Source organism: Shewanella sp. POL2, assembly GCF_000282755.1.
In the GTDB taxonomy this organism is placed as follows: Bacteria; Pseudomonadota; Gammaproteobacteria; order Enterobacterales; family Shewanellaceae; genus Shewanella; species Shewanella xiamenensis.
Map to the genome: position 1 here is coordinate 80,830 of NZ_AKZL01000001.1, position 25,233 is coordinate 106,062.

The 25,233-nt window shown below is 44.8% G+C and carries 20 protein-coding genes; 11 read left to right on the forward strand and 9 right to left on the reverse strand.

Annotation, left to right across the window (positions count from 1 at the left end; translation table 11 throughout):
• Window positions 1-6 precede the first annotated feature (6 nt).
• The 6 genes from SHEWPOL2_RS00410 to SHEWPOL2_RS00435 are packed head-to-tail and all read left to right on the forward strand — an operon-like array spanning window position 7 to window position 8,466.
• Window positions 7-1,191: a methyltransferase domain-containing protein gene (locus tag SHEWPOL2_RS00410; RefSeq protein ID WP_037424853.1), complete on the forward strand. Its 1,185-nt coding sequence runs from the start codon at window positions 7-9 to the stop codon at window positions 1,189-1,191.
• The gene (locus SHEWPOL2_RS00415; protein WP_037424857.1) at window positions 1,191-2,420 is read left to right on the forward strand and encodes an ATP-grasp domain-containing protein; all 1,230 of its coding nucleotides are present in this window, start codon (window positions 1,191-1,193) and stop codon (window positions 2,418-2,420) included. Before SHEWPOL2_RS00410 ends, SHEWPOL2_RS00415 begins: the two co-directional genes overlap by 1 nt.
• Window positions 2,417-4,321 carry a glycoside hydrolase gene (locus SHEWPOL2_RS00420; RefSeq protein WP_037424859.1) on the forward strand — a complete coding sequence of 635 codons (1,905 nt, stop codon included), beginning with the start codon at window positions 2,417-2,419 and terminating at the stop codon, window positions 4,319-4,321. The genes SHEWPOL2_RS00415 and SHEWPOL2_RS00420 overlap by 4 nt, the downstream gene beginning before the upstream one ends.
• Window positions 4,318-6,051: an acylneuraminate cytidylyltransferase gene (locus SHEWPOL2_RS00425; RefSeq protein WP_037424861.1), complete on the forward strand. Its 1,734-nt coding sequence runs from the start codon at window positions 4,318-4,320 to the stop codon at window positions 6,049-6,051. Before SHEWPOL2_RS00420 ends, SHEWPOL2_RS00425 begins: the two co-directional genes overlap by 4 nt.
• A 10-nt stretch (window positions 6,052-6,061) precedes the next feature.
• On the forward strand, window positions 6,062-7,498 hold the full coding sequence (locus SHEWPOL2_RS00430) for a radical SAM protein (protein ID WP_037424864.1): 1,437 nt from the start codon (window positions 6,062-6,064) through the stop codon (window positions 7,496-7,498).
• Complete coding sequence (locus SHEWPOL2_RS00435) at window positions 7,495-8,466, forward strand: glycosyltransferase (RefSeq protein WP_037424871.1); 972 nt, start codon at window positions 7,495-7,497, stop codon at window positions 8,464-8,466. Before SHEWPOL2_RS00430 ends, SHEWPOL2_RS00435 begins: the two co-directional genes overlap by 4 nt.
• Here the strand turns inward: SHEWPOL2_RS00435 and SHEWPOL2_RS22325 are convergent.
• Genes SHEWPOL2_RS22325 through pseB form a run of 6 tightly spaced genes read right to left on the reverse strand, consistent with a single transcriptional unit; the run spans window position 8,409 to window position 14,579 of the window.
• Window positions 8,409-9,272 (reverse strand): NAD(P)-dependent oxidoreductase, encoded by an 864-nt coding sequence (locus tag SHEWPOL2_RS22325; protein WP_083848284.1) that lies wholly within the window; start codon window positions 9,270-9,272, stop codon window positions 8,409-8,411. The genes SHEWPOL2_RS00435 and SHEWPOL2_RS22325 overlap by 58 nt on opposite strands.
• On the reverse strand, window positions 9,265-10,578 hold the full coding sequence (gene rfbH, locus SHEWPOL2_RS00440; protein WP_037424873.1) for a lipopolysaccharide biosynthesis protein RfbH: 1,314 nt from the start codon (window positions 10,576-10,578) through the stop codon (window positions 9,265-9,267). Before rfbH ends, SHEWPOL2_RS22325 begins: the two co-directional genes overlap by 8 nt.
• Window positions 10,575-11,657: a CDP-glucose 4,6-dehydratase gene (gene rfbG, locus SHEWPOL2_RS00445; RefSeq protein ID WP_037424875.1), complete on the reverse strand. Its 1,083-nt coding sequence runs from the start codon at window positions 11,655-11,657 to the stop codon at window positions 10,575-10,577. The genes rfbH and rfbG overlap by 4 nt, the downstream gene beginning before the upstream one ends.
• Entirely contained in the window at window positions 11,654-12,427 is a 774-nt protein-coding gene (rfbF, locus tag SHEWPOL2_RS00450; RefSeq protein WP_037424876.1) for a glucose-1-phosphate cytidylyltransferase, read from the reverse strand. The genes rfbG and rfbF overlap by 4 nt, the downstream gene beginning before the upstream one ends.
• Window positions 12,428-12,435: 8 nt before the next feature.
• Window positions 12,436-13,587, reverse strand: coding sequence for a UDP-4-amino-4,6-dideoxy-N-acetyl-beta-L-altrosamine transaminase (pseC, locus tag SHEWPOL2_RS00455; RefSeq protein ID WP_037424879.1), 1,152 nt, complete (start codon window positions 13,585-13,587; stop codon window positions 12,436-12,438).
• A complete protein-coding gene (gene pseB / locus SHEWPOL2_RS00460) occupies window positions 13,584-14,579 on the reverse strand; it encodes a UDP-N-acetylglucosamine 4,6-dehydratase (inverting) (protein ID WP_037424882.1) in 996 nt (331 codons plus the stop codon). The genes pseC and pseB overlap by 4 nt, the downstream gene beginning before the upstream one ends.
• Window positions 14,580-14,957: 378 nt before the next feature.
• Between pseB and SHEWPOL2_RS00465 the strand changes: the two genes are divergently transcribed.
• The 3 genes from SHEWPOL2_RS00465 to SHEWPOL2_RS00475 all read left to right on the forward strand — a co-directional run bounded on the left by SHEWPOL2_RS00465 (window position 14,958) and on the right by SHEWPOL2_RS00475 (window position 18,816).
• Window positions 14,958-17,426 (forward strand): 6-hydroxymethylpterin diphosphokinase MptE-like protein, encoded by a 2,469-nt coding sequence (locus SHEWPOL2_RS00465; RefSeq protein WP_037424944.1) that lies wholly within the window; start codon window positions 14,958-14,960, stop codon window positions 17,424-17,426.
• A 105-nt stretch (window positions 17,427-17,531) separates the two neighbouring features.
• Complete coding sequence (locus tag SHEWPOL2_RS00470; protein WP_037424885.1) at window positions 17,532-18,011, forward strand: DUF2947 domain-containing protein; 480 nt, start codon at window positions 17,532-17,534, stop codon at window positions 18,009-18,011.
• 244 nt (window positions 18,012-18,255) lie between these two features.
• Entirely contained in the window at window positions 18,256-18,816 is a 561-nt protein-coding gene (locus SHEWPOL2_RS00475) for a chalcone isomerase family protein (RefSeq protein WP_037424887.1), read from the forward strand.
• On the opposite strand, the gene SHEWPOL2_RS00480 is transcribed toward SHEWPOL2_RS00475, so the two are convergent.
• Together SHEWPOL2_RS00480 and SHEWPOL2_RS00485 are read right to left on the reverse strand one after the other, a co-directional pair.
• Window positions 18,817-19,692: a DUF6268 family outer membrane beta-barrel protein gene (locus SHEWPOL2_RS00480; protein ID WP_050991284.1), complete on the reverse strand. Its 876-nt coding sequence runs from the start codon at window positions 19,690-19,692 to the stop codon at window positions 18,817-18,819.
• A gap of 175 nt (window positions 19,693-19,867) precedes the next feature.
• Window positions 19,868-20,488, reverse strand: a complete 621-nt coding sequence (locus SHEWPOL2_RS00485) for a TetR/AcrR family transcriptional regulator (protein WP_037424895.1) — start codon at window positions 20,486-20,488, stop codon at window positions 19,868-19,870.
• Between the two features lie 137 nt (window positions 20,489-20,625).
• Between SHEWPOL2_RS00485 and SHEWPOL2_RS00490 the strand changes: the two genes are divergently transcribed.
• Window positions 20,626-21,741 carry an efflux RND transporter periplasmic adaptor subunit gene (locus SHEWPOL2_RS00490; protein ID WP_037424898.1) on the forward strand — a complete coding sequence of 372 codons (1,116 nt, stop codon included), beginning with the start codon at window positions 20,626-20,628 and terminating at the stop codon, window positions 21,739-21,741.
• Window positions 21,742-21,743: 2 nt separating this feature from the next.
• On the forward strand, window positions 21,744-24,824 hold the full coding sequence (locus SHEWPOL2_RS00495) for an efflux RND transporter permease subunit (protein WP_037424901.1): 3,081 nt from the start codon (window positions 21,744-21,746) through the stop codon (window positions 24,822-24,824).
• Here the strand turns inward: SHEWPOL2_RS00495 and SHEWPOL2_RS00500 are convergent.
• On the reverse strand, window positions 24,809-25,054 hold the full coding sequence (locus SHEWPOL2_RS00500; protein ID WP_037424904.1) for a DUF465 domain-containing protein: 246 nt from the start codon (window positions 25,052-25,054) through the stop codon (window positions 24,809-24,811). The two genes, SHEWPOL2_RS00495 and SHEWPOL2_RS00500, sit on opposite strands and share 16 nt — an antisense overlap.
• Between the last annotated feature and the right edge of the window lie 179 nt (window positions 25,055-25,233).

Sequence of the window (25,233 nt, forward strand, 5' to 3'; positions counted from 1 at the left end):
GCTCTAATGATAAGAAATTGCTTTCTTTGTCAATCAAAAACTGAAGTTGTTTTTTCAACAACTTGGGCTCTTCCAGGCCTCGCACCAAGGGAAATTGGTTTTTCTGTATGCCCTGAATGTGGATCTGTTTGTCAAAGTCCATCGGTTAGTTTCGATGAAATGATGACGTTTTATAGCTCGATGGCGGTTTACACTAATCCAGGAAGACAAGAGAAACCAACTGAAGCCAAGATTAGAGACCTTGATGAGCAAATTCGTTTTATTCGTAGAGGCATAGGTTTCCTTCCCAACTCAGCACTGCAAATTGGTAGCTCTGACGGTTATACCTTATCGCGTTTTCGCGAGGCAGGAATTAGCAGAGTCCTAGGCGTTGAGCCAGGTACAGCGTCAGTTGAACTTGCAAAAAGGTTATATCAAATCGATTGTATCCTCGGCAGCGCAGAAGATTTTGACACTGACGAACAATTTGAGCTAATTATTTTGACCCATGTGCTGGAGCATCTTTATCGTCCCCAAGACACCCTAAAAAAATGCCATAACCTGCAACAGAACATGGCAGAGGGGTTTATTTATGTCGAAGTGCCACTCATGGCTAAACCTGCCAGTCTATGCCCTGGATTTTTCTCTTTCGAACACATTAATTACTACACTCGGGATAATTTGGTTCGCAGTCTGAGCGAAGCGGGTTATTCAGTTGTATCTCTAGTCGAGCACTACAACAGTAACCTTTCGCCTATTATTGGCGTGCTAGCAAGTACCAAAGCACAAGACCACTGTGATGATGCACAACCCAATATCTGCCGGAATAGGGCTATTTTGTCTGATTACCGCGCAAAAGAAGTGGCGTACTGGCAAGGTTGTTTAAATGCAATATTACCAGCACTTAAGCAAAGTAAGCGAATCTTCCTTTGGGGTGCAGGTATCCATACATGCCAAATTGTTGCCAACACGAATCTTATCGACGAATGCGTTATAACGGGACTGACTGATACCTCCAAACTAAAGTGGGGATTAAGGCAAGGTGAGTGGATTTGCCAAGCACCAGATACAATCGATTGGCAGGATGGAGATTGTGTCCTCATCTCATCCTACGCCAGTGAGAAAGAAATTTTTGATGCGCTCAAATGGCTAAGAGATAAAGGTATTCTCACCTTAAGACTTCACAATGTTGACGATACTCGGACTCATTAATGACAAAGAATTTACTGATTGTGGGTGCAGGCGTAGAAGCCTGTGAAGGTATCCGCATTGCCAAGGAAATGGGACTTAAACTTGTTATTGCTGATGGCAACCCCTCCGCCCCAGGACTTACCATGGCAGATTGGCCAATTATTGCCAGTACCTACGATGGTCAAGCCATCTTAGCAGAAGTCAAAAAACTCCAAACACAGGGCGTAAATATTGATGGTGCGATCGCCATGTGTGCCGATGTACCTTTAAGTGTAGCTATCGTCAGTAATGACTTGGGGTTGCCAGGCCTGTCACTTGAGTCAGCTTTTTGGGTTTCTGATAAATTAGCAATGAAAAAGAGGCTGCAAGCAGAAGGTATTCCTATTCCACGCTTTGCGGATGTATCTGATAAATCAATTTTACTTAGTCAAGCCAATCAGATTGGCTTTCCACTGATTATTAAACCCGTTGATAGCCGTGGCGCACGCGGGGTGCAACTGATAGAGATGGCCTCAGAGCTGGATAGTGCATGGGAATTGGCTGCCAGAGAATCCCCAACCTCAAGGGTCATGCTGGAAGAATATCTCGAAGGTCCACAGTTCAGTACAGAAACCTTGGTCGATCGTGGACGCTACTATACCCTCGGTTTTGCCGACCGTAACTATGAGTGGCTCCCTCGAACGAAGCCTTTTATCATTGAAAATGGCGGCGATGCTCCTACGGGTGTTAGTGCAAACATCAAAGCTGAGGTTATTGCCACTGTTGAACGAGCAGCAGCGGCACTTGGGATCAACCAAGGCGTAGCCAAGGGAGATATGGTCTATACGGCTCAAGGCGCTAAAGTGATTGAAATTGCAGGGAGACTCTCAGGCGGATTCTTTTCGACCACGCAAATCCCCCTTGCGACTGGCGTTAACTTTATCGAAAAGGCTATCAAACTCGCCCTTGGCGAGCCCTTAACCACAGAGGAAGTTACAGCTAAATATCAGCGGGCGGTCGCTATTCGCTACCTTGATTTAGCACCAGGCAGAGTACGTCATATTTATGGAGTATCGCAAGCAAATCAAGCCATTGGCGTAGAAATGTTAACGCTATTTATCGCGCCTGGAAGCGTAATTTATCCGCTTGTTAATCATACGCAAAGAGCGGGATTTACTATTGCGAGTGCCGATAACAAAACCGATGCAATAGCTAGAGCAGAAGCTGCGCTGGCGTTGATCCATATCGAATATGAGGATGAACCTGTATGACTACTGCCCTCTACACGGTATTTCATCTCAATCTGGCCTTTTCCTCCATTGAAAATGAACAACATGCCGCTGTCATTCGCAAATGCTATTGGCCACTCCTACAGATAGCGCAAAAAGGTATTCCTGTTGGAATTGAAATGACGGCCTATACCTTAGAAGCAGTTCAACAGGTTGACCCTCTATGGGTACAGGAATTCAAACTATTGCTCCAACAAGGAATGTGCGAACTTATCGCCAGCGGTGATAGCCAAATTATTGGGCCTTTGGTTCCTGCAAAAGTCAATCAGGCTAACCTCCGTCTTGGGCAGGATACCTATCACACCTTGCTTGGGGTGCGTCCTCAAATTGCCTATATCAATGAGCAAGCCGTTTCAGCAGGGCTCTTAGATGTTTATATCGATCAAGGTTTTGAAGCTGTAGTGGTGGAATGGGATAATCCCTACTCCCATAATCCAAACTGGTCCAACACACTGTTAGATAGGCCACAGAGTTTACAAGCCGCAAGTGGTAGAACAATTAAGGTGATTTGGAACCACGCAATCGCTTTTCAAAAGTTCCAGCGTTATGTTCATGGTGAATTAACACTAGAAGATTATCTGCACTATCTCGTTAAAATCTTCAAACCTGGTATGTTGGCCTTTCCAGTTTATGGCAGTGATGCCGAAGTGTTCGACTTTCGTCCCGGGCGCTATCAAACTGAGGCGGATCACGTTGAAGGAGAATGGCAGCGGATTTCCACCCTCTTTAACACTCTTGCGGGGATGGACAACTATTGTTGGCAGTTGCCTCAACACATTCTTAAGTTTTGGCAAGAATCAAATGCGGTGGAAATCACCAATGCAGAGCATCCGGTTTCAGTCAAAAAACAAGCTAAATATAATGTTAGCCGCTGGGGATTAAGTGGTCGTAATGACCTCCTACTCAACAGTCTATGCTATCAACTATTCACCACACTCGCACATAATCCACATGCAACAGAGCAAGACTGGCGAAACTTATGCCGTATGTGGGCAAGCGATCTGCGTACCCATATCACCGCAAAACGCTATCAGCAACTTAACTTGGTTGCTAATCCTGCTAATGCGCCAGTATTTGCGCCTTGGGAAGCACAAGAAGATATTCAGATTGAGTACGATACACAAAGACGTCGTTTGCATATTCGTACCCCTAAAGTACACCTGAGCCTAAATGGTAACCGTGGATTGGCTATTGATAAATTAGCCTTTAAGTCCCACGCCTTTGAACCCGTCCTAGGTACCTTATCCCATGGTTTCTTCGACCATATTAGTTATGGTGCTGATTTCTACTCGAATCATTTGTTAATGGAACGATTTCGTGCACGTGATCGTGTCACCGATCTCAATCGGGTGAATTATGAATTGGGCTGCGCAGAGGGCAATTTAGTGATTTATTGCCGTCAATCATTAAAAAGTGGCGCCATCATTAAATGGTACCGTATCGAGCATGAATCTTTGCATACAGGCCTTTTCTTTGAGGACAAGCAGCGCCCTGAAGCCTCAATCCGACTCAGTTATCTGACTTTACTCGGCTGTGATAACAGAGCCTGGTACCAGACCAATCTCGGTGGTGAACAGGAAGAGTTTTTTCAAATACAAGAGGATATGGACCAAGGTTCTCCTGTTTCTTCAATTGTTTCCGCAAATAGCGCCATTGGTGCTACTGCTGGCCAAATTCGGTTTGGCAGCGGCCAATGTGGCGTGCGATTAACTTGGGATCCCGCCAATTGTGCTGCACTCCCCATGATTTCGAGTAAAAAAATAGATGATAAATACCTTAATCGATTATGGTTTTCGTTAGCAGAAGCCGATGAGACACTCAAGGAAGGTGGCAATTTACTCGATTTCAATCTCTGCATTACCCCTGAGAGTATTAATCTATGACCAAAATACTCGCCATCATTGGCGCACGCCTTAACTCTAGTCGCTTAGCTGGTAAACATTTGCTACCACTTGCTTGTGATGCCGCAGGTAATACTCTTCCTATTATTGGCCATATTTTAAGGCGCCTAAAGACGTGTAGCACAATTAGCGCAATAGAACTTGCCACAACTGCAGATGAGTTCAACCAACCCCTAATCAATTGGGCACAAGAAAACCAGCTAACCTGTGTCCCCTTTGAAGGTAATGTTAATGATCTGATGGGCAGGCTTGATAGGATCATCCAGCGACAACAACCTGATTATATCGTGTATATCTGTGGTGATTGCCCACTTATAGACCCCAATTTTATCGATCACGCCTTAACGGCACTAATGGCATCAAACAAGGACAGTATTAAGCTCCGTGACAATGTAAGCTCAATTCATGAGGGAATGGCATTTTACAGCCAAAGGGGATGGAAAAAACTGATGACAGCCAGTCAATGCGACATGTCTCGGGAACACGTAGGTTATGCAGATAAACTCACCCCTGTACTTGATTATCTCTCTATTGACGATAGTGCGGATTATTCACGGATAAAGCACCGGATTTCCGTGGATACCCCTGCCGATTTTCGCTTTATGGCAGAGGTGTACCTTCGTTGGTATGTCCACCATGGTGCGGAGTCGATTGTAAGCCTTCAATGGGTACAGCAACAACTGCTTGATGACCCTGCATTAGCCGCAATAAATACCCATGTGCAGCAAAAAGCCGCCGATAAACAGTATCCTAAGGTAAGCCTTTATTGCCACGTTGATAGTGTCATCGGTATGGGACACCTCAAACGCTGTGCCCTAATTGCCGAGGCACTGCAGGAACAATTAGGTTTAGGCACCAAATTACATGTTATTGGCTCCCCATATGAACTCCCTTGGCTACACACTAAAGTGCAATGGTTTGATGGTGAAGTTGAACTCTTTAATTGCATTAAGCAGGACAATAATCCTCTGTTGATATTGGATTTCCATCCCGATTTTATTGATACGCTAGCCCTTGAAAATGCCTGCCACCATGCCAAATTGCAAGGCCGTGCATTACTAGCACTCGATAAGCTAACTGCGCTTGTAGAAAGTGTCGATAAGCTATTTATTCCGAGTTTTTATTGCAGTATTAAACATCCCAATATCAGTTATGGTTGGCAGAATTATCTCTTTAGTCCAATCACATTGCTCCCTAAAAAACCGCAAGTAATGATTTTAACGGGCGGCACAGATGCGCTGGATTACGGTCGATATCTACCCAATTTACTGGAAGATACGATCAACCCTCACTGGGATTACCTTTGGATAAGAGGCCCGTTAGCAAAGGCGCCTGAGATCAAAAGTGACTCCAAGATCAAGGTTCTCCATAATCCGAGCAACCTGCCACAATTACAGGCCGAATCAACAATAATATTAAGCTGTTACGGCTTATCCTTATTTGAATCTATCGCCGCACGGGCAGCCACTATCCTGTTACCGGTCAAACACCTGTGTGAAAATGCCGAATTGGACGCACTGGCAGCATATCAATGTTGCCAAATAAGCAATACTTTACCCGAGGCCGTATCTCAATTAATGATTTTACAAAACCAGCCTGAAGTTCGGAATCAACTTATAAATAAAGCTGGAACAGTTTTTGCCGATATAAAGGGGATGTCAAAATTACTTTCTATCGTGAGTGAGTTGCTTACGACCGCAAACCGTCACTGAGGAACAATGTATGTTTATCTTAGTTACCACCCCCGTAGGTAGAACAGAGCTAGGCGATCAAATCGATTATTTTCCAAGCCGTTGGAGTGGTAGCTCAGGCAAATTTAAAGTCACGACCTTTTATCCGTTTAATTTATCTTATCTCACCGCCATGCTAAAACGCGATACGGAGCATCGGGTCCGTATGATAGATATGAACTATTACGGAGTCGACAGTGATGAATATCGCAATATCGTCACCCAACTCGCACCAGATTTATTGATTGTGGAAATTGACTCTATTATTTACCGCAAACAATTGGCCATATTTAAGATGCTTAAGCAACACTTGCCGCAACTTAAAATTCTTGCCTGCGGTCCGCAGCCGACTGCGACCCCTGAAGACTGTTTGCTGCAAGGCGTAGATTATATTGCTACAGGTGAATTTGAGCATTCCATCACTCACTTTATCCAAAGCGGTTTAAATGTTCATTCTCCTGGGATATATCCCAATAAACAGCCGAATTTAGTTGATATTAATACATTACCCTTGCCAGATGATATCGATCTCAAACGACGTAATTACTGCCGTCTTTATGGCTCAGAATATAACGAAGTTGAAATGTGGGTCACCCGTGGCTGCCCGGTAATGTGCAATTTTTGTGTGGTGGCAAATGTCTACTATGCCAAACCTAACCACAGGGTGAGGGATTTAGATAAAGTCATTGCTGAAATTCGCTATCTCCAAAAGACCATACCCGATTTAGAGGGTATCTTCTTCAATGAAGAAGCCCACACCATTAACCGCAATTATCTACGAGCCCTGTGCCAAAGATTGATCGATGAAGGCCTGAATAAAGAACTTAAATTCAACTGCATGGGCAACTACGACACTCTTGATACCGTGACACTCACACTGATGAAGCAGGCCGGATATTATAAAATCCGCATTGGGCTTGAGAGTTTAGATGAATCAGTAATGCAGCATATTTCTAAGTACCGTTCGAAGAGCAACTACCAACGTCTACTTGATGTACTGCACGATTGCCGCGAACTAGGAATTAAAATATACGGCACAATGTCAGTCGGAACCGTTGGGGCCAATTACGATTCAGACATTGAGTCGCTCAATACGATTAAAAAATTGCATGCCGAGGGATACATTCAGGAATTTTCTCTCTCCATCAATACCCCACTTCAGGGGACACCTTTTTTTGATAAAGCAAAAGCGGAAGATTGGCTTATTGCCACCTCCTCTGACTATGATGGAAGCTATGGTTCGATGGTCAACCTCCCCAATTATTCGGCGGAATTCATCAATAAAGCTTTTGAATATGGTTCGCAAATCAGAGCTCACATCAACCAAATAAACCAAGAGAAAGGCGTGCGTTACTCCTCCTATGACCGCGAATGGTGCGCCCCTGTTTATGCCACCTCCCATCGTCTAATTGGGACGCAAATACTATGATGCCAATCTTGAGTGTTTGCATCCCTAACTACAACCATGGTGCGGTATTAGGGGAAACCTTAACCTCGGTATTATCAAAAAACGTCACTGCAAATTTGGATGACGTTGAAGTACTGATTTCCGATAATGCGTCCACCGATAACAGCCTCAGTATTATTGCTCCATGGCGCAGCCACCCAAATCTCCGGGTACTTGAGCAACCCCACACGCTGCCAATGTCCAGCCACTGGAACAGAGTGATCCAAGCAGCCAAGGCTAATTGGGTATTGGTGTTATCCTCCGACGATATATTATTACCCCAGTCACTGGACACCTTAAAAGCAGTGATCAAATCAACCGAAGCCGACGCGATATTCTTTGAATACGATTTTCTCACGCCCCAAGGCCGAGTCAGTAAATGCCCCTTCTATAGGAACAGCGCGATAATTCTAGGTGAAGAGCAAAGCAAAATTTTTCTGAAGGGAAACAATTTCCCTCTCTCTGCATGCTTGTTTCGTCGCAAAGCACTGGAACAACTCGGTGGATTTGACGAAACAAAAGTCTTCTGCACTGACTGGCATGCATGGCTAGGCTTAAGTGCACGGGCATCTAAGATCATATATATCAAAGAGCCTTTAATGCTATACCGACAACACGAGGCCAACGAAACTCATCGATGTATTGAAAACCTGAGTGCTCTTAAGGAAGTCATCGCGATGAAACAGGACTTTATCAACAAAAATAAAGTGACTGATCCCGACGTACTATGGGGGGCGTTAAATAATGATGTAAAACTGGCCCATCGCTATGCTGAAATAATGAAATCTCGTCAGTTAGAACAAGCTTATTTACATTATCAAAAACAAGTGACGTTACTCACGAATAAACTCACTAGTCTAAGGTCAACAAAACCCATGCCGATGACAGCTCCTTATCCATTACCATGGGGCTCAGAAATAATAGAACTGGCCAATCTAGCTCTCAAATAATCCTCTAGACAGTAGCTTGCCGACCAATCCGGTAGTGTCGGTATATGCTCATCGTTAGGATGTATAATCTCCATAATGCCATTATTGAGCGGGCTGTATCTAACGTTTAGCGTATACCCCAACTTTTCAAACAAGCGACTTAAACGTTCGAAGGTCCATAATTGTTCAGTCCTGACTCGATATGTTAACAAGGGTAGTGGAGCTGAATAAGAGGACAACAACATAATAGCGCTAGCTACATCCCGCACATCAGTTAACGCAAAGTGTTTATCTTGATGTCCAAGATTGACTGACCGTTTAGTCTTGGCTGCATTGACAAAGTAATCAACTAACTTTCCCCTAGGATCATTAGGGCCATAGCTAGATGACAATATCAAATGATAACAATCAAGCCTTTCACAGCGACGATAATAATCCAAAAAGACCGCAAGACTTTGTTTAGATGCACTATACATATCCACTGGGCCAGGGGTTTCAATATCCCCAAATTGCCAAAAACTACCTGCTGCGATAAAGCGAATATTCGCCTGTGTCGATGCCCATTTCAGCAAACGAAGGGGCAATAATAAATTCGCCTGCAAGCCTTCTCCTTTAGCCTCCTCACCATAACTGGCCGCAAGGTGAACGATCACTTTAGGGGCAAACATCGTCAGGTGAGATTCAAGCCGAGGGTCATCAAATGCAAGAGCCCCATCTATCGCGTGACGATTAATACATAAAATCTGCCAACCTTCTAACAATGCGCTCTTTCGTAACGTCTGCCCAAGAAACCCCGAAGCACCTGTTATCACCATACTCTTAGTCACTTAACCTCCGGCATAATGACACTAACGTATCAGCCATATAGTCGAGCATTGCTGTATCTAAACTGGGATGCACTCCTAACCAGAAGGTATTAAACATCACATTGTCGGTATGGATTAACCTAGTAGCAATGCGATAATTAACCCCTTTAAAATAAGGTTGCTTGGTCAAGTTCCCTGCAAAGAGTAATCGTGTTCCAATTTTTGCCTGTTCTAACTCTCGCAGTAGTAAAGTTCTTCTCCCTGCAAGGGAGCCAGACAAGGTCAGCGGTATACCAAACCAACTTGGATTACTTCCCTGTGTAGCTTGTGCAATTTCAAGCCCATCAACATGACTTAGTTTAGATGCTAAATAGTTGAAATTATGGCGACGTTTCTCACAAAATGAAGCTAATTTATCCATTTGTGATAGACCACAAGCCGCCTGCATATCGGTGATTTTTAGGTTATAACCAATATGGCTGTAAATGTACTTGTGGTCATAACCTTGGGGAAGCTCACCGAGTTGATGGTCGAAGCGACGTTTGCAAGTATTATCCTCCCCAGGCTTACAATAACAATCACGCCCCCAATCACGAAAGGATTCGACAATTTTTGCCAACTTTTTGGAGCGGGTAAACACTGCACCGCCCTCCCCTGTAGTGATATGGTGAGCGGGGTAAAAACTTAAAGTTGCGACATCACCAAAACTCCCTACATGCGACCCTTGATATGTGCTGCCAAGGGCATCACAACAGTCCTCGATTAACCACAACCCATGCTGATCGCAAAACGATCTCACTGCTGCAAGATCGAAAGGGTTACCTAAAGTATGCGCAATCATGACCGCCCGCGTCCGCTCACTTAAAGCTTGCTCAAGTAAACTTACATCAATGTTCAAAGTGTGGGGATTGACATCCACAAAGACAGGAATCGCTTGGTTTTGAATTATCGGATTAACCGTCGTAGGAAATCCGGCAGCGACAGTAATAACCTCATCGCCGGCACGTATAGCTTTTTCCTGCAATTTGGGGGATGTCAATGCAGTGAAAGCTAATAAATTTGCAGCAGAGCCTGAGACTGTTGTCAATACGTGTTCAACCCCCAGCCATTGCCCCAACCGCTGTTCAAAAGCTTTATTGTAACGTCCTGTGGTCAACCAACCATCTAAGCAAGCATCAACTAACATGCTGATATCATTACTATCAATCAACTTACCCGAAACAGGTATATAGCTCTCTCCTGCGATAAACAACTTCTTTACTTGCTTATCAGTATATTGCCGGGTAAGGGTTAAAATCTGCTCCCTCAATGCAGCTTGGTTCGTCAAAGGCAAGCTCCTGTTTCAGATAAAGATGAATTCATATAATGGTGAATTTGCGCTTGAGTGAGTAGCCTAACATCTGCACCATCCGCTACACCTAGATACCATTCAAGGATCTTTTCAATTGTCTGGTTCAGGCTCCAATGGGGTTGCCATTGTAATGACTCGCGTGCCTTTGTGCTGTCCAATAGTAGAATTTCCGTTTCCTTAAATTGACTAAATTGCGATTCAAAACAATATTGCATGCCCATGTGTTGGTAACAACGTTGCACTAACTCGCCTACAGTCAACATATCCTTTGCAAGGGGACCAAAATTCCACGCTTCAGCATACTTCTGGGGCTGCTGATATAACGCCTCAGCTAACAGTAGATAACCGTGTAATGCGTCTAGCACATGTTGCCAGGGGCGAACAGCATCAGGATGACGCAATGCGACATGCTTACGGCGAACGATCGCAGCCATAGTATCAGGAATAATACGGTTAACAGCATAATCGCCCCCCCCAATCACATTGCCCGCCCTTACAGATGCAATACCTATTTGGGGACTGTTGCCGAAAAAAGAAGCTCGATAAGCATTGACCACCAGTTCACAGCCAGCTTTGGAGCAGGAATAGGGATCAAAACCACCAAGACGATCGGACTCAATAAAACTATAGTTGCCATCGGAAGGCTGATAACACTTGTCGGAACTGACGACGATAACAGCTAAAGGTAAAGGCCAATCCTTAAGGCTATCGAGTAATTTAGCCGTCCCCATGATGTTGGTATCTAGGGTGCTCAAGGGGTCCTGATATCCCGTAGCCACCAAAGATTGCGCCGCAAGATGGAAAATTACGTCAGGTTTAAACTCCATGATCTCTTTTTTGATTAACTCAGCATTATTTATGTCACCAATCCTATGCTCAACCACTGAGGCAATTTGGGCTAAATCAAATAATTGCTTTGGCATCACCTCTAAAGAAAACCCACGAACCTGCGCCCCAAGTGTCGTTAACATCAGGCTCATCCAACTGCCCTTAAAACCAGTATGTCCGGTCAGAAACACCCTTTTACCGGACCAAAAATCCGCACTTGCTTTCATAGCCAGCATTTCCAAGGCGCTTTATCCGTTTGCCACAAGTTTTCCATTTGTTGTTTGTCCCTTAATGTATCAATCGGATGCCAGAATCCATCATGGCGAAATGCCATTAATTCCCCTGCCATGGCGAGTTGTTGCAGTGGCTCTTGCTCCCAAGAGGTATTATCACCGTCAATAAAAGTCAGCACCTTAGGCGACAGGACAAAAAAACCACCATTAATCCGCCCACCTTCATTGGCTGGCTTTTCATCAAAACGAATCACTTGATTCCCCTCAAGCGTAAGCCCACCAAACCTTGGGGGAGGAACCACAGCCGATAAGGTAGCTAACCGGCCATGCTCTTTATGAAATCGGATCACAGAGCTGATATCAATATCCGACAAGCCATCCCCGTAAGTCATACAAAAAGTGTCTTCACCATCGAGCAATTTAGCAATGCGTTTAAGGCGGCCACCAGTCATAGTGTCACGCCCTGTATCTACTAATGTCACTTTCCAAGGCACAGTGGAAGCGTTATGAAGATACCGCTCCCCAGTCATAAAATCCAAAGTCACATCACTGGTAAAAAGATGATAATTACTAAAATACTGCTTAATCACTTCCCCCTTGTAACCACAAAGGATGATGAAATCACTTAATCCATGCACTGAATAAATTTTCATGATGTGCCATAACAGAGGTAAGCCACCAATCTCTACCATTGGTTTAGGCCGAAGGGCAGTTTCTTCACTTAAACGAGTCCCCAAACCTCCAGCCAAGATCACAACCTTCATCGAGCCTCCTAAGATGCAATAAATTCCATAAACAAGGATGAAATCCGTTGTACATCCCCTTCTGCCAGTCCTGGATATAATGGTAGGGTTAGGATTTGCCCATAAAAGGATTCAGCATTGGGAAAGCCTCCTTTCTTAAAGCCTCTTCGTAAATAAAAGGGTTGAAGATGTACGGGAAAATAATGAACATGCACTTGTACATTTGCAGCTCTCATATCGTTGAATAGCTGCTTTCTTCTTGATGCGTCATTTAGGCGGATGATTTGTAAATGTCTGGCACTTTGAGTATTTGATAAAGGCTCAACACAGCTTAAGGGTAAACCAACGAGTTCTTTACGATAGATAGCGGCTAGTTCATTGCGTTTCAAAACAAAGGCATTAAGCCTGCTGATTTGCGACAAACCAAGTGCTGCCTGTAACTCCGTCATCCTATAGTTAAATCCCAAGGCGTGTTGTTCGTAATACCAGTCCCCTTCATCAGGTCTTAACATTTTATCGGGGGCTTTAGTAATACCGTGGCTGCGGTAAAGGGCCATTTTTTCAGCTAATTCTGAGCTGTTTGTCATGGCCATACCGCCTTCGGCGCTGGTGATAATTTTGACGGGGTGAAAGCTAAAAACGGTAATATCTGAGAATTGACAACTACCCAAAGGGTATCCATGATAGCTCCCGCCAATCCCATGCGAGGCATCTTCAATGATGTTAAAGCTATATTGTTCAGCAAGAGCAGCGATCGCTGCCATATCACAACTATGACCACATAAATGTACAGGGATAACAACTTTAGGGAGCTTCCCTATCCGAGCCGCTTGTTCTAATTTCATTGCTAATGCATGTGGACAAAGATTACCCGTTAGAGGGTCCACATCGACAAAATCAATCTCAGCTCCACAGTAAAGCGCGCAGTTTGCCGAGGCGACAAAGGTAATTGGAGAAGTCCATACTATATCATTTGGTCCAACCCCAAGAGCGAGACATGCAATATGCAAGGCAGAAGTCGCGCTATTTACTGCTACGCCATAGCGAGCTGAACAATAAGAAGCAACTGCTGATTCAAATGCAGGAACCTTAGGCCCTTGAGTCAAATAATCAGAATTAAGCACTTCAATCACAGCATCAACATCAGCCTGATTGATGTCTTGTCGGCCATAGGGGATCATGCAACGGTATCCAGTTTAAGAATTTCAGCCTGTGTTAAAAAATGTGGATTAGTGCCAGAATTATATTCAAATCCCATCGACACAGCCTGCCCCTTCTCTCCTAAGGCATTGGTACAAAAATCTGTTTCACGCCCAAAAAAACGAATACTTGGCGTGATGACAAAGTGATCATCAAATTCGATCGTGTGATGTGAGTCATCCCCTGGACACATGACCTCATGCATTTTTTCCCCGGGACGAATACCTACAATCTGCTGCTCCAAACTCGGCCCATAGGCTGCAGCAAGATCAGTGATGCGTATGGAAGGTATTTTAGGTACGAAGATCTCCCCGCCCTGCATACGGGAGAAGTTTTTTAAAACAAAATCAACACCATCCTGAAGAGTAATCCAAAAACGTGTCATATCGGGATGGGTAATGGGCAGCGAAGTCGCGCCATTGGCAATGAGTTGTTTAAAGAAAGGCACGACTGAGCCACGTGACCCCACAACATTACCATAGCGAACAGCAGCAAATCGGGTTTTACCATCTCCAACCACGTTATTGGCGGCAACAAACAGCTTATCGGAGGCCAACTTAGTCGCACCATATAGGTTAATAGGACTCGCGGCTTTGTCTGTTGAGAGGGCGATAACCTTCTTAACATTATTACTGATGGCGGCCCGGATCACATTTTCGGCCCCATGGATATTGGTTTTTATGCATTCCATCGGGTTGTATTCGGCAGCGGGAACCTGTTTAAGTGCTGCGGCATGGATAACAAAATCCACATCTTTAAAGGCTTGCTTTAGGCGATCACCATCACGCACATCACCGATAAAATAACGCATACATGGCGCGTTAAACACTTGCTGCATCTCATACTGCTTTAATTCATCTCGAGAAAAAATGATCAATCGCTTCGGTTTATACCGTTCGAGAATGGTTTTGGTGTATTTTTGTCCAAATGACCCCGTGCCACCCGTAATCAAAATTGTTTTATTATCAAACATAGAGTTCCCCACTCACGATTTAAACCTTCGATTAGCTACTTGTGACAACGATGAGCCATTTCGTCAACTCTCCAACTCCTACAAGATCCACGCCAAAAATCCTCGTCGGAATAAAATGATCTGAAATGTTATACATACAAGCCACTTCATTATAGGCAAATATCGATAAAATATAAATTTTTTATATACTTATTGCTAGATGCCTAGCAAACAAATGCTTTACAGCTCAAGCAAGGTACCAGCCTATTAGTGTCAATTTTTTGCTGGAACATATTTTGCAAAGTCCTAGTAACACTTGCTCAGACAATGAATGAAGTGACATTATGCTGGCGTATCATCCGTGTAATCGCTCAGTTGTTCGCTCTACTCGAGGAAAACATGCAACTACAAGCCCACATTTTGAATAACTTTGCGATCAGTCGCTTTAACGAATACTACTTGCCTAGTATTAACCGCCACACCTTTGAGGGGATTGACTCTAAAACCTTATATAATCGTCGCTTCAGACAATCGTTTTCTCAACAAGATAAGCTGCATATTGTGGTTGGAATGGATTCAGGGCTGCTAGCCAATTACGTGTTGGAGCAGGATCTCCCCCTCGGTGCTAAATTTCTTTTTGTTGAATTAGATGAAGTTATGCCCTTATTGGTTATCGATATCCCCGCAGACAAACAATCTGCAATCAGGATTGTTAATGAAGCCAGTTTTATTGAGTTAATGGAACATGATGAATTTAAAATCTATCTCATCAAAGGCGAATACGAAATTCATCAATCCTTAGGCGTAGCATCTCAACACTTAAACGCCTATAGCGCCTTATTCAATCGCATTGAAACCAAGATTCAGGATGATTATTTCACCCATAGGATCGGTTTTAACCAAAAAATCTTTTTTCAAACCCAGCTTGAAAATATTGCCGATAATCAAACGCCAGCCAAAATACTACGGAATAGATTTAGCGGAAAAACCTGCCTAATCATCGCAGGCGGTCCTTCCCTTGACGAACATATCAATTGGATAAAACATAATAACGACAATTTATTTATTATCGCCGTCTCACGCATCGCAGGAAAACTAGCCGATAATGGCATATCCGTAGACATTATTACTTGTGTCGACCCTCAGGATTTTAGTTTCGACGTAAGCCGTGACATGTTTAAATTAAGCCACAAAACCTTGCTGGTAAATTCCTATCACGTAAGTCATAAAGTCCTTTCCCAATGGAATGGCCCTAAAGCCTATTTGGGTCAACGCTATCCTTGGAGTGGCAAGCATGATCATGACAATATCATCACCGTCGGCCCAACGGTCACCAACAGCTCAATACGCCTTGCTATCGAAATGGGCTTTACTACCCTATTGCTAAGTGGCGTCGATTATTGCTATTCAAAATCCGGTTATAGCCATGCAAAAGGAACGTTTGAAGCCAGCATTGGTCCAAGTCTAGGCCGTAATAATAAATGGGTTGAAACCTACGCAGGACTGCCAGCAGAAACCCCAATTCAGCTTATTCATGCAATGGAATCTCTTGCTGAAGAAGCCAAGACCTATCCCGAAATTAGCTTTATTAACCTGTCAATCAATGCGGCTAAAATTGAGGGTATTGTTCACATGCCAACAACGGCAATAGTGCTTTCATCATTTACGGATAAATCCGTCATTGAAGTGATCAACGAGGCAACGCCCAATACTGAGGATGACTTAAATTCAGCAATACAAGAGTGCAGTAAAGCCATTAGCCAACTAGACACATTAAGGCAGCTAACTAAAAAAGCGCTAACGCTTGCAAAAACACTGAATGAGGATCCACAGGACGCTTGTTTAACGCTGGATAAAATCAACCAAATAGAAGAAGAGATTAATCTTCACTACGCCACACTGTCTCGGTTGATTAAAACCTACGGTTATTATGAGTTCTCACATTTTCTCACTTCAAGAAATACCGATAGTTGGACACAATCCCATATCAATGAAATGACGCTAAACTATTATGAAGCGTTCAATACAATATGCCATGATATTTTGGAACTCACTAAAAAATCCTATGATAATCTTAAATTTCGACAACTCGAATTAAATTCCACCTCATTAACGCTGCTTGCACCTATTTGGTTGAAAAAAAACCAATCAGGCCGTATTTATATTTGGAATAAAAACCATAAACATCCCACATTATCTGAATCCGATCAGGTGATATGGAATGAATTAACAGAACAATTTTCTCAGGATATTACCCTAGTAAGCCCAGTCTATGTTGAGGCATTAAATAAAGCGTCTACTGCGGAAAATATCTACACAAAAATCATGACGCTTTACGCAATGAGAAACAATCAAGGTCTATCGATAACAGTAGAAAATCTACTGCCATTTGTCGATGGCAATCCAGAATTGCAAAGGCTGTATCACTTGGCTCTCGCGTTACAACTCAGCCTAGAGCAACAACATCAGCAAGCCTTAGATGCACTATTAGCATTACCCGAAGATCTCTATACAGAAATGGAGTTAAAACACATTATTCTGCTTGCGCTAAAATTGAGCAAACTTGAGCTGGCCGAGTCAACCCTTGTCAAAATTTTGGCCTATAGCGACGAGTATATGCCACAGTATGCGCATATCCTTAAGCTACGCGGAAAAATCCAAGAGTCAGTCAACGTCTATCTAGACTACTTAGAAAAATATCCTTCAGATACGCAGACTTGGATAAAACTTGGCTTATTTATGATTGAACTTGGCCAAGCTGAAGGCGCACACACTGCGTTTACCAATGCCCTCAATGCCGATCCGAGTAATCAGGTAGCACAACACTACGCGGCTGAACTCACTCGAATCATAACTGAAGCACAATAATTAAAGATACCGAGCGGTAATATCTCCGCTCGGTGGTTTTATTATTTATTCCTCAGACCTTATAATGAGCCCGTTTTAGTCTTGTCATTTGCTAGGAGATTTTGTTTGGCACATACCTATATACCTTTAGACACCTATCGCCGTAAGTGGATTTTTAACCACAAAGACTTACCTGTGAGCGATGATGACAAGACTGTCATTCTGCCGCTAACGGATAAAAGCGCCATGCTGGTGTGGAATCAGTGGATTAGCAATAAAAGTAGCCGCGCCGAACAGTTTACTAAAGGGGATTGGGCCGCCAAAGCCAACGCATGGGTCAAAACAGATCATTGGCAGAGTGCGTGGGACAGTGAAGATAACAGTCTACCCGAGATGTTAGCCGAGTTTATTCAGTGGCCAGAGGATACTCAGGTCTATTTTTGCTACGAAAAATATCAAGTGATTGAGACTCGTTGGGATGTGTTTGTCCGCAATTGGAAGTGCTTTCTGTTTTTTGATGATGGCCCAATCCTGATCTCCCCTAAGCAAAAACAAGCGGTGATGTTTGAGCAAAATGGCCAATATAAATTAGGCGTTCGTGGCTGACCCTGTCAGCTAATAAACTAAACAGGTCGAATATTTCTTCACACATATCGCTTTTTTACTGCGCTCGACAAGGGAAAGTCGTCTTGTTTTGCCTAAGTCACCAGCGATAGCTTACACAGATTAGGCTATCGCTCCTCTTGGGTTTCGATTAGTATCGCTTCGCAATCTACAGATAAATCACCGTTCGAGTCACTCAGATGATTGATACACTCAACGGCCATAACTAAAAAATATGAGGTGTATAATGAAGTTACTCTCAACCTTAACGCTCACTACTGCTTTGCTTTTTCCACTATTTACCCAAGCTAAAGAAGTATCAGGTGTTCAAGTTGCCGACAGCATTACGCTCGACGCTCAGGCGCTGCAATTAAATGGCGCCGGTGTCCGCAGCAAATTCTTTATGGATTTGTATGTCGGTAGTCTGTACGTGCCCACTCCCAGCAAAACCACCGCCGAGGTGATCAATGCTCCTATAGCCGCTATTCGCCTTAATATTACGTCTGGAATGATTACGTCTGAGAAAATGCGTGATGCGATAACCGAAGGTTTTGAGCATGCAACCGCCGATAATACGACTGATATTCAGCCACAAATTGATGCGTTTATGGCGCTATTTAAGGATGAAATTAAACAAGGAGACCAATTTACCTTAGTCGCCAACAAAAGCCGTGGTGTGACCGCCTATAAAAATGGCCAAGAACAAGCCACGATTGAAGGGGAAATGTTCCGCCAAGCCTTACTCAAAATTTGGTTAGGTGAAAAACCTGCCCAGACAAGCCTCAAAGAAGCCATGCTGGGCCAGTAATTAAAATCGAAACTCGAGATCCAAGGCCGCTGCGCCTTGGTTATCGAGATCAAGCGCGGCCTCATCGGTCACTTCTAATTCACCGTTAAAGTAATAGCCCGCGTAGAGATTTAACGCGATTGCTGGTGTCACACGCCAACCAGCTCGCAGATAGCTCACCCATTCATTGGTTTCGACTACCGTTTCATCATCGGCAATTAAAAATCGCTCCGTGCGGCGCGAATTACCCAAGCCCACGTTCCAAGCGGGATTGAACTGATAACTAAGTTCCAATCCTGCTGGCCCACTAAAGACCGCTTGGAAAGGATTTGCTAGACGCCAGCGATCATTAATCTGCCAGCTCACGGCAAGGTAAGGCAAAGTACGCACTTCATCTATGTCATTCAAGTAGGCCACACCAAAGCCCAGCATGTTTCCCGATTCAAAGGCATACATGGCCGAGGCAACCACACCATAACTCTGTGCATTACTGGCGGACGCGGTATCGGCATAAGCATATTGGATTTGTGGCGAAAGCATAAATGACCAATGCTTATCCATCCGATAATTAACAGATAGGCTCGCACGGTAGCGATCGATATTTTCCCAGGTTTCACCCGCATCACTAAACAATGCTGCCGTATTATTGGCGCCTGTTAAACGAATATTACGCCAATCGTAGTCAAGTCTGTCGTAGCCAAGTCTCATCCCAACGGACCATTGTTGACTCAAGGGCATAGTCACGCCAGCGTTGAGTAACAGGCTATCCCGCTGCAACTCAGTTTCACCATTGGCAACGTTGGCACTCTGGGTACTAATTTGCGATACGCTGACCTTAAAAGGCTTATATTCTTGACGAGGCTCTGCTGCGAAAACGGAGTAGCTCAACAAAGGCATCAACCCTATGAACACTATGCTGGGGTTAATATTGACTGGTGAATGAAGTGGTTTAGCCACGCCTGCTCCTTGCGTTACTGGTTGATGATATGTTGCGTATAATACGCGTTACCCAAGACAAAAGTTCATTCTTAATTGAAGAATGATACAAACTGATACCTTAACGCCACTTTAGTTAAACACAATAAGCTTTTAGGAACATCTCGGCACAACCCCGAATATACTGCTCACGTTCCCCCAATAAACTCTCGGTTTCTAGCCCCAACTCTAACCTGAGCTTCAATTCACCAAACAGCATTAAACATAAACGAACCGCACAGTGATGCGGTTGTGGAAATCGATACAATCCAAGCGCCTCAACCGCCACTAAATATTTTGTCAGCATCGCAAGCATATGTTGTGGGCCCGCCTCAAAAAATAAGCGTGAGACTTCAGGGTGGCTTTCCGATTGCGCCACACAGGCTTTAAAGACGGTAATAGCCTCAGGGCTGACAATCATTTCACCAAATTGCAACGCAAACTCGGTGATAGTGGCTTCGGGTTGGCTTGGATCACTCAGCAAGTCATCATGTAAATTGTGACCCACGCATTTTGACTCAATCGCAGCCACAAACAGGTCATCTTTACTGCCATAGTGAGAATAAACTGTTTGCTTAGAAACACCCGCCAATTTAGCGACTTCATCCATACTGGTATGGGGAAAACCTTGACGGCAAAACAAGTCAATGGCCGCCACTAGCACTTGCTGTTTCTTTTGTTCACTGCGGCTCATCGGGATCTCGGTGGACTGAGTCATATCTTCACTCAAGGTAGCAACATAATTAATTCGTATTAGTTAAGCATAAAATAGACTAGACAGTCCAGTTCCGCACAACTAGACTAGCAAGTCTAGTTACACAAAATTAACCTTAAGCTTACAACGGAAGGATTCAAATGGATCAAGCGGCCCGATGTTTTTGGCGTGTATTTTGCGTTTGCGTGATTGCCGTCACCACCTTAACGGCTTGTCAAAAGGAAGTGACAGAGCATGCCAATACTGCGCAATTACAAACCGTGACGACGGCGCCGCTGTGCTTGTCGACTGGCTATCAGAGTGAGCAAGTATTCACTGGCACAATCCGTGCGGGCAATACCACGGGCGTCGGATTTGAATTATCGGGTAAGCTCAGTGAGTTAACTGTCGATAGCGGCGCTAAGGTGACTCAGGGGCAAGTATTGGCCAAACTGGATACCCGCTTGCTTGAAGCCGAGCGCCAAGAAATCCAAGCAAGCTTAGCGCAAACCCAAGCCGATGTTGACCTTGCCACCAGCACTCTCAAACGAAATCTAGAACTGAAGAAGTCCGGTTATGTCTCTGAACAATTGCTCGATGAAACTCGAACTCAACTCACCAGCCTAGAGGCGGCTAAACAACGCCTGCTCGCCTCGCAACATGCCAATCAACTCAAACTCGACAAATCACACTTACTCGCCCCCTTTGATGGCATCATCAGTCAGCGCCAACATAATTTGGGGGAAGTCGTTGCCGCGGGTAACCCCGTCTTTACCTTAGTTGGTAGCATCAATACCGAGGCCTATATCGGTGTCCCGGTTGCCATTGCTAACCAATTCACTACCGGACAAGAAGTAAAGGTTAGTGTCCAGAATCAACTATTTATGGCTAAAGTCGCTGGGATCAGTGCCGAGGTAAACCCCATTAGCCGCACGGTACAACTGCGGATTAGCCTACCTGCACAGGCCAAGGTGATAAATGGAGAAATAGCCTATTTACATCAACAACAAACCGTTGAACAAGCAGGCTACTGGGTGCCAATTTCAGCACTGATTGATGGTATTCGAGGACGCTGGAATATCTATGTTACGGCGCAACAAACAGCTGATAGCGCTTCAACTCAAATAGAGCGTCGCGATGTCGATATCCTCTACACCACGCAGGATATGGCTTATATCCAAGGAGCGATTAAAGCCGACGAACAATATGTGACTCAAGGTTTGCATAAATTAGTCGTTGGCCAAGCCGTTTCCACAACAATAGCAACGACGAGGTAATCATGATTAAAGCCTTCGTCGAAAATGGTCGCTTAGTCAGCCTAGTGATCGCCCTACTACTGGTCGCGGGATTTGGCGCAATGTCCAGCTTGCCGCGCACCGAAGATCCACATATTACCAACCGCTTTGCCTCTGTCATCACTCCTTATCCCGGCGCTTCCGCCGAGCGGGTCGAGGCGCTTGTCACCGAAGTATTAGAAAATCAATTACGTCGCCTTGAGGAAATAAAGCTGATTCAATCCACCTCAAGACCCGGTATCTCGCTGATCCAGTTAGAGCTCAAAGACACAGTGACAGATACTGCGCCTGTGTGGTCAAGGGCGAGAGATCTGCTGGCCGATGCCAGAAACACCCTCCCCGATGACATACAGACACCGACCTTAGACGATCAAGTCGGCTACGCCTACACCGCGATTTTAAGCCTAGTGTGGAACGATAACAGTCAACCACGGGTGGATATGCTCAACCGCTATGCCAAGGAATTACAAAGCAGGCTCAGACTCTTATCCGGCACCGATTTCGTTAAACTCTACGGCGCACCCGAGGAAGAAATCCTAGTCCAGCTCGATGGCTATAAGATGAGCCAGTTGCAATTAACGCCGGGTACCATAGCGAAAATCTTAAGCAGCGCCGACAGTAAAATTGCCGCAGGCGAGATCAATAACAATCACTTTCGCGCCCTTGTCGAAGTCTCAGGTGAGCTCGATTCGCAGAGCCGTATTCGCCAAGTACCACTTAAAGTCGATAACGATGGGCAAATCATTCGTCTGGGCGATATTGCGACTATCAGCCGCCAAGCTAAAAAACCAGCAGATAGCATCGCTCTCGTTGACGGCGAGCAAAGCGTGTTTGTTGCAGCGCGCATGTTGAATAACACCCGTGTTGATATCTGGCAAGGACAAGTCAAGCAACTGGTCAATGAGCTCAACAACGAGCTTCCCGCAAATATCAAAGTGCAATGGTTATTTGAGCAAAACAGTTACACCAGTGACCGGCTTGGCGGACTCGTTATCAACCTAATACAAGGGTTTGTGATTATTCTCACCGTCTTACTGCTGACCTTGGGCTTAAGAAACGCGATTATCGTTGCCCTATCGCTTCCCTTAACCGCCCTGTTTACCTTAGCCTGCATGAAATATATCGGCTTACCCATTCATCAAATGTCGGTCACAGGTTTAGTCGTTGCTCTAGGGATCATGGTGGACAATGCCATTGTAATTGTTGATGCCATTTCCCAGCGCCGCCAACAGGGTATGAGTCGCTTAAACGCTGTGACTGAGACCTTACATCACCTGTGGTTGCCTTTGGCGGGCTCAACGATTACCACTATTCTAGCCTTTGCGCCGATCGTATTAATGCCAGGCGCAGCCGGAGAATTTGTGAGTGGCATCGCTATATCGGTAATGTTTGCACTCTTTGGCTCCTATGTAATTTCCCATACTTTGATCGCCGGTCTTGCGGGACGCTTTAGCCTCGAAGGTAAACATCCTGTCTGGTATCAGCATGGTATCAATGTGCCTTTAGTAAGCGGTTACTTTCAAGCAAGCCTAAGATTTGCGCTCAATCGCCCACTACTGAGCGCTACGCTTATCGGGATAATACCGCTGTTAGGTTTTTACGCTTCAGGCAAGATGACTGAGCAGTTTTTCCCGCCATCGGATCGGGATATGTTCCAAATTGAGCTGTATCTCGCCCCCCATGTCAGCCTCGAAAACACCTTAAACCAAGTGCTATTGATGGATAAGCAGTTGCATCAAATCGAGGGTATCAGCCAAGTCGATTGGGTTGTGGGTGGCAATACCCCTTCGTTTTATTACAACTTAACTCAGCGCCAACAGGGGGCCACTAACTATGCCCAAGCTATGGTGAAAGCCAGCGACTTTGAGCGCGCCAACGCCCTTATCCCAGAGTTGCAGCAAAGCTTGGATAAAGACTTTCCAGAAGCGCAGGTGCTGGTGCGTAAACTGGAGCAAGGCCCGCCCTTTAATGCCCCGGTCGAGTTGATGATTTTTGGCCCTAATCTGGAAACATTACGCACCTTGGGTGATGAAATCCGTCATATTTTGGCTGCAACGCCCGATGTGATCCACACCCGCGCCACCTTAAGTGCCGGCGCACCTAAGGTATGGCTACAGGTCAATGAAGATGCGAGCTTAATCAGCGGATTAAGCCTGACGGATATTGCTAGACAAGTCCAAATGTCTACAACTGGAGTGATTGGCGGCAGCGTGTTAGAACAAACCGAGTCACTTCCTATACGCGTGCGTCTAGGTGAGAGTAGCCGCGAGCAGGCGAGCCGTATTGCGGAAATCCAGCTCATGACCCCTTCGGGCACTGCCGTTCCGTTATCTGCACTGTCCCACAACGAGGTGCAAGTCAGTCGCGGGGCGATCCCTAGGCGTAATGGTCAACGCGTCAACACGATCGAAGCCTATATCGTCAGCGGGGTATTACCTGCCCAAGTCTTAAATGATGTAAAAGATAAAGTGGCCGCCATCAAACTACCGGCAGGTTATCGGATTGAAATTGGCGGCGAAAGCGCTAAACGCAATGAAGCAGTAGGTAATCTACTGTCTAATATCATTTTAGTGGTTACCTTATTACTAGCTACAGTAGTCTTGTCCTTTAACTCCTTTAGGCTAACAGCGATTATTTTACTGAGTGCATTACAGTCGGCGGGGCTTGGGCTACTTGCGGTCTATGTGTTTGGTTATCCCTTTGGCTTCCCTGTGATCATCGCCCTACTCGGCCTAATGGGGCTTGCGATCAACGCGGCGATTGTGATTTTGGCTGAGCTGGAAGATACACCGAATGGCAGAGCGGGAGATAAAGCTGTAATTATCAATATTGTCAGCGGCTGTGGACGGCATATCAGCTCAACCACAATCACGACGGTGGGGGGATTTATTCCGCTGATTATTGCAGGTGGCGGATTTTGGCCGCCCTTTGCCATCGCTATCGCGGGAGGCACCTTGCTAACAACCTTGCTATCACTCGTTTGGGTGCCAACCATGTATCTGCTACTAATGAAAAACCGCAATAGGTCAGATACATCGCCGTTGTCGCCTCAAATAGCATCATGAACCAGATATTGATACAACTTATCTTTAAGGTGAAGCCGTTCTAATTTTAAGGCCACAAAGTGCTCATCATTGGTGGGCACTTTGGTTAACTCTAGAGCGCGAATGTTATGGTCTAACTCATGGTAACGCTGCGCCATGGTCGCGAAAATTGCATTGTTTTTTTTAAGATGATGAATATGGTCAGCAAAATCTGGAAACTCATAAATTAACGCATGATTTTCACCCAACATAGTGTCACTCCTTGTCGTCTTGTATTGGTTCGATTGCGATAAGCCATGGGAAGTCATCCATTTACCCCAAAACTTATCACTCTAGACCGCATTCCCTATCGCAAAGTGCTATATTCCTATCCGCTAAAATAAAGCAAAGTTATCGTGGTAGGAATTGGCAATATGTCAGCGAACTATCT